4 protein-coding genes and 2 pseudogenes are annotated in these 2,353 nt (G+C 59.8%); 2 read left to right on the top strand and 4 right to left on the bottom strand.

The annotated features are described in order from the left end of the window. Positions 1-254 (top strand): annotated as a pseudogene (locus tag ACH2EH_RS02120) (hypothetical protein); the annotation flags it as partial. A 188-nt stretch (positions 255-442) separates the two neighbouring features. On the opposite strand, the gene ACH2EH_RS02115 reads toward ACH2EH_RS02120, so the two are convergent. The 4 genes from ACH2EH_RS02115 to ACH2EH_RS02100 form a co-directional block, all read right to left on the bottom strand. Further along, a complete protein-coding gene (locus ACH2EH_RS02115; RefSeq protein WP_395138414.1) occupies positions 443-892 on the bottom strand; it encodes a hypothetical protein in 450 nt (149 codons plus the stop codon). A gap of 11 nt (positions 893-903) precedes the next feature. Then, a complete protein-coding gene (locus tag ACH2EH_RS02110) occupies positions 904-1,188 on the bottom strand; it encodes a hypothetical protein (RefSeq protein WP_395138412.1) in 285 nt (94 codons plus the stop codon). Between the two features lie 191 nt (positions 1,189-1,379). Then, on the bottom strand, positions 1,380-1,526 hold the full coding sequence (locus ACH2EH_RS02105; RefSeq protein WP_395138409.1) for a PEP-CTERM sorting domain-containing protein: 147 nt from the start codon (positions 1,524-1,526) through the stop codon (positions 1,380-1,382). Between the two features lie 14 nt (positions 1,527-1,540). After that, the gene (locus ACH2EH_RS02100) at positions 1,541-1,780 is read right to left on the bottom strand and encodes a hypothetical protein (RefSeq protein ID WP_395138407.1); all 240 of its coding nucleotides are present in this window, start codon (positions 1,778-1,780) and stop codon (positions 1,541-1,543) included. A 363-nt stretch (positions 1,781-2,143) separates the two neighbouring features. Here ACH2EH_RS02100 and ACH2EH_RS02095 point away from each other — a divergent pair. Next, positions 2,144-2,353, top strand: a pseudogene (locus ACH2EH_RS02095) (hypothetical protein); the annotation flags it as partial.

The following is a 2,353-nucleotide window of genomic DNA, read 5'->3' as shown; positions in this document are numbered from 1 at the left end:
ATGATAAGACACGTGCGGCGGCGCTGGCGGCACTGCCGACGGTCTGCCGCACGGGGACGCATCTGTTCCACTTCGCGCAGTTTGTGGACGGCATGCGCTTCGAGAGCCTTCTGGCCCAGCTTCGGGTCAGTGCCAGCCGCGAGGAGTTCCCGCAGGTTTCCGGGAGCTACCGGCGCGAGATCGAGAAGATGCACGCCGAAGTCATGGCCTACCTGAGTCGCCACAGCAGCGAGATGCTCCAGGCGGCTCGGTAAGTCAAATAAGGGTGTGGTCTCGCTGCCTCTCGCTCCCACGGGCTACTCCCCTCTTCCGGCGACGAAGGAGCGCACCCAGAGGGTACCCGGGGAAGAGGGGACGGAGCGAGCTTGCGAGCGTCCAGGGGAGATGGCTAAATGGGGAGATGGCTAAATGGGGAGATGGCAAAATCAGGGGAGCTGGCCCCTTAAACTAAATCTTCGCCTTGGTCGTCGTCCTCTTCGCCCTGGCTGTCCCAAGGGGCTTGGCTGGCGGCATGAAAGATGGTGATGACACGTAAGAGATCAGGCCGTGTGTCGCTGCTGGTGTCCTGCAGGTCGAAGATTACGTACCAGACGCCGGATGAAGAGCGTTTTTGTTTCGTCTTGCCGGTCTGGAAGCGGTGACTGAACACGGGGCGGGAGTAGTAGATCGTGGCTTGCTCGTGTGGCTGTGTGGGTGGGTTCACCGCGCAGGCTTTACAGAGTGCTTTCAGCTCTTGATCCAGAACCATCGCGAACCGCTGGGCCACGGAGCGCGAGACCGTCAGGAGCCAGTCCCGTGCCTTCAGAATCTCTCGTGCAACTTCAGGGGAGATGTCCAGAGCCAAAGGGCGAGCCGAGGGGCGCAGTGGCCCCCCCGCAGGAAAGCGTCTCACGCCGCTTTTTTCTAGGTGCGATGTTTGTTGAAGGGAGCAGGAGGAGGTAGCCCCACACTCTCGAAAAGCTCGGCCATAACCAGATCGCCGTCAATGCCTTCGCCTGCATCGAGCTGCGCCAGCCCCCGCCCGATGCTGGCAAGCTGCTCGGGAGTCAAGACAGGATCGGGCTCTCGTGTCGGCCCGTAGATCGCCGCCAAGCGCAAGGCGGCCAGTGTGTAGCTCTGGCGATCTTTCTCGGGCATGGCGGCAAGGCGCGGTAGCAGATCGTCGGGTATCTCAAGTGTCAGGGTCATGGGTTTCGTCTCCCTTTTTCACCCCGCATTATATCGCCCGTAATCCATCTCCTTCTCGCCTTCCATCTCCCCCTCGCCTTCGCTACCGCTCGGCTTGCCCCCTCTTCCCCTGATTGCTCGCAAGCTCGCGGGAAGAGGGGACGGAGCGAGGAACGAGCATCCAGGGGAGATGGCCAAAAGGGAGATGGCCCCTACTTACGCCGCCGCTTGACGATCACCAGCGTCCCCCCCAGTGCCAGAAGCGCCAGCGTGCCCGGCTCGGGAGCGGCTGAGGAGGCGTAGATCAGCACGATACGCCCGTTGCCACCATTGCCGAGGTTCACGCCGCCCGTTCCCACGCCGGCAAAATAGTCTAGGTCAGTTGCACCGCCGGGGGCCACACCAGCATTGCTGCCGTTGAGACCGGCTTGACTTGCTCCTGAAGCCGTGAGGTTGGCAAGAAACGACGAGCCACCACCACCACCTCCCGCATTGAACGTAGTGCCACCACCGCTGCCGCCATAGAAGCCGCTACCACTACCGCCCCTAGAACCGGAGCCACCAGCTGCGTCGCTACCAAAAAATTGGCCACCGAGAGAGTCGCATATTTCAAATTCCTTTATTTGGCTTGAACAGACAAGCCGTCTGTGTTGTCGTGTACCTAAGCAATGGCTAAATCATCACGAATCGCTCCGCCGCCGGTTGAAACCGGCGTCTGCAATGGCACTGCGTGCCGCAAAGCCCGTGCCGGGCTAGGAACACATTCGGTAGCCCGGCACGGGCTTTGCAGCCGAAGGCTACCCAGACGCCCCATTTCATGGGGCGGCAAAACGAAACGAGTGATTTTCATAAAGTTGCTTTCCTGAGGGAGGACATGAGAGTTCCTCCTGGTAGACATACTAGCAGGCAACTCTGTGCAAACTCTGTGCAAAGTCTGTGCAACTCTCCTCGACAAACCGGCGCGGTATAATTTGGTGTGCAAAGTGACCAGCTCTTCAAGGAATTTCTCAAGGAGTTTCTCCCTCAGTTTCTGACGCTGTTCTTCCCTGAGGAGGCGGCGCAGCTCAACTGGAACAGTGTTCGTTTCTTAGATAAAGAAATGTTCACCGACATCTTGGTGGGGGATGTGCGTGAGGCGGATCTGATCGCGGAAGTGCAGACCAATCGGGGGGAGCCTGAACTGATC

The sequence above is a fragment of the Armatimonas sp. genome, from assembly GCF_043760365.1.
In the GTDB taxonomy this organism is placed as follows: Bacteria; Armatimonadota; Armatimonadia; order Armatimonadales; family Armatimonadaceae; genus Armatimonas.
The sequence above is the reverse complement of the archived record's forward strand: the minus strand, read 5'-3'. Positions and strand labels throughout refer to the sequence as shown.